2 protein-coding genes are annotated in these 3,631 nt (G+C 40.5%); both read left to right on the top strand.

Features of this window, described 5'->3' with window-relative positions:
* A partial coding sequence (locus tag A5N85_RS11320) for a transposase (RefSeq protein WP_143143130.1) occupies nt 1-215 on the top strand: 215 nt, incomplete at its 5' end.
* Nucleotides 216-3,631, top strand: a 3,416-nt coding sequence (locus A5N85_RS11315) for an AsmA family protein (protein ID WP_143143266.1), incomplete at its 3' end; no start/stop codon positions are given. It lies immediately after the preceding gene.

Genomic DNA, 3,631 nt, shown 5'->3' with positions numbered 1-3,631 from the left:
CAATGGACAATGCCGCTTTTCATAAACGCAGTGATATTCAAGCAATCATTGAAGAGCATGGGCATGAGATAGTTTGGTTACCCCCTTATAGTCCAGACTTAAATCCTATTGAAAAGATGTGGGCTTGGATTAAGCAAATCCGCAAAGAATGGCGGATGGATTGTATTGATACTTTATTCTTTTATCTGCTTTGGATTGGGTTGGGTTTTAGATGATTGCACTATAACTTTGCATTCAAAAAATTTACAAACAGCCGTCACGCTACCTTAAAAACAGCAGGGGAATTTAATTATCAGAGTGATACGCTCGAAAATGCTGGGAAAATTTTAAGCGCAGGTAATCAATCTATTCACACCAACACATTAAACAACTCGGGACTAATGGCGACGAGTGGCAAGCAAAATTGGCAAATTGGTACGCTCAACAATGCCTCTGGTGCTGAAATTAATGCGGCAAAATTTGCTTGGGAACTTGGCTCTCTCAATAACCATGGCGCAATTTTCCATACCGGAGAAGACACCCTAAATATTCATGCACAGGAAGTGGAAAATCGTCACGCTGTACTTGGGCAAAGCTCAGTTTCTTTACCTAACCAAGCTGCGCAACTTTCTGCCAATCAACCCTCTTCTTCAGCCTCTGCTACACAACCATCTGCAACGACGCAGCCAACAAATGAATCTAGCCATATCCATGTGAGTGGTCGCCTCAAAAATCAAGGGGAATCAGGGCATAAAGCGGCTATAGTGAGTAATCAGTCTGTTAATTTAACGGTGAACGGCAATCTGCTTAATGCTATTGAAGGCAATATACATCTACAAAATTTACACTTAACTGGCAATACCTTAAAAACAGAAGCAGGCAGTCAACTGCAAGCAAAAGAGGCTAAATTAGAAATTCAAACTTTGCAAAATGCAGGCAGCTTATTATCTGAACAGGATTTAAAATTTGAGAATTTAGCCACTTTTCAAAATGACGGCACCATTGGCACCTTAGGAAAACTTACGATTCAGCAGCCAGACAGATTAGAAAATAATGGCGCTTTAAAATCTGAGCAACTTGATTTACAAGCACACACCTTTATCAATCAGAAAAACGGAAATATTCAAACTGCCGATCAAGCCAATATCAGCAGCAAAACGACCTTACGTAATGATGGAAAAATCGCCGCTAAAACTTTATCGTTGAATATCCCTGCCCTAGAAAATTACGGTAGCGTATTTGCTCATAATGACTATACAGATGCGCTGTCAATCCGTAATGACGGTGCGCTCAGTGGCGCAAAACAGCTCAGCTTTAGTAAAAATCCGCTGACCAATACGGGGAATATCTTTGCCTACGACATCAATATTAGTACGCCACAATTTACCAATAGTGGCATGATTAGTGCGCAACATAATTTAGATATTTTTAGACCCAATAGTTGGTATGTTAGCGGCAATCTTTCTGCCGGAAATCGGCTTTACCTCAATATCAATGGAACATTAAACAATAGTACCACCATTGGTGGGGTGCAAGAAACACGAATTGATGCACATCACATTGATAACGATGGAAAAATTCTCTCTGAAAATCACGTTAATCTCAATGCGTCCTCTCTTAATAACAGTGGCTTGATTAATAGCAGTGGGACGACAAAGCTGGCTATTGACTCTACTATCCATAATCATAGTAGCGGTCGTATTTATGGAGATGATATTCAGATTAATACCCATACTTTGAATAATAGCGCGACAACCTATGCTGCGCATGTGATTGCGGGCAGACGCTCCGTCAACATTCAGGCAGAGAATATTCATAATACCGCGCCTTATTTAGGCAATAATGCCATTGGTGCATTAATTAAAAGCGATGGCAACCTTCATATTGGCGGCAAATGGGGACGCGCTTCGCAAATCTATAATCTGGGTTCAACGATAGAATCGGGTGGAAATATGTCGCTTTCTGCTAACCAGATTCTGAATCAAAATGTTCATATCCGTAAAGAACTCAAAAAAATCAGTGAAAAACAAAAAACCACTTATCAAAGAATACATCAGCATGGACGAGTTCCTTACGGTGAAATCTATGATAGCGATGAACATAACATCTATGTGCAAAAAGGTGGCGATCAAGAGCTTATAATTGATGGTGGCAAAGGTATTGAGGACTTTGTTAGGTACAAATACAAAGAAACTATCTTAGAAGATAGAGCGGTAGAAAGTCAGCCAGGAATGATTTCTGTGGGCGGAAACTTAACCACAAACAGTCATCTCATCACAAATGACAAAAGTAAAATTCTTGTTGGTGGTACATTTAATGAATTATCAAATGTGCAAAATATTGACCTTAAGGGAAATCGGGAAATTATTAAAGATGGATTTTTTGATGATAAATATGTTGTATATCATCGTCTTAAACATCACAACAAATGGAGATATAATCAACCTTACAACGATAAAAAACTAGAGAGTAATGCCACCATTCCACTTACTGAAACTAAAATACATACCGTCATTAATCCTAGTGGTCAGCGAGCTGCGATTAATAGTGTCTCTGTTAATTCCAGCACAGAGAGTGTAAATGCACAAATTAAAACACTAGATACTATCTCATTGAATCTGCCCAAAAATAGTCTTTATAAAGTAGACCCTAATGATCCTTTTGTGTTAGTGCGGATTGATCCTGATTACGTTGGAGGAGTTGTTGCAGACTTCACGCCAGGCATAACACCCAAAAGCGAACAAAGAGAAAAAGAAAAAAACACGCTCAATACCACTGCCGCAAAAGTACAAACCGCAATGGCACAGCCTAGCAAGAATATTGCTCACATGGCAGATGCCAAGACAACGGCAGAACGCATTAATGCGATTGATCTTGATATGAAGCAACAACATCAAGCGCAAATAGACAGCTTTGATACCCATTTTAAACAAGCCGTCAATCCTGATGCTGCCTATCAACATCCCGTCACCTTCGGCATTGATATGCAAAAAGTTGCCTTAAGCGCGCCTTACGTCCCTGCCGCATTTAATGACAATCCAAATCTAAAACAAAGTCTGCATAAACGCTTAGGAGATACCTATACAGAAATGCACCTTATCCAAGCGCAAATCGCTGCTCTGAGTGGAAGACAAGCTTTTAGTGGAGATAACGCCTTAGAAACCTATAAAGCTCTCATTAATAATGATGCTCAATTTGCGCAAAAATTCCAACTGACACCGGGCAGTGCGTTAACCGCTGAACAAATGACAAAACTGACGACAGATATCGTCTGGTTTGTTAATCAAGAGATCACCCTAGCCGATGGTAGCAAACAAAGCGTTAGCGTCCCTAAAGTCTATCTGCGCGCGCAAAAAGGCGATATTGATGGACGTTATACCTATATCAGCGCCAACCGCATCATTGACCATAGCAAAACAGGCAAAATAGAAAACGACGCCATCTTCCATGCTCGCCAGCTTATTGATATTGATAATGCCAGCGTGCGCAATCGTGGCACAATGAGCGCGGGAATGATCCATAGTCAAAATAGTGGCACCTTTGATAATCGCGAAGGAGAAGTAAAAGCACGAACCGTGCTTGATATTCAAGCGCAAGACATCGTCGCTGAAAGCAGCACTCGTGAACATGATGAAACCATCGGCATTCGTAA

The sequence above is a fragment of the Suttonella ornithocola genome (assembly GCF_001889065.1).
Lineage (GTDB): Bacteria > Pseudomonadota > Gammaproteobacteria > Cardiobacteriales > Cardiobacteriaceae > Suttonella_A > Suttonella_A ornithocola.
This window is presented reverse-complemented; position numbering and strand designations above follow the sequence as displayed.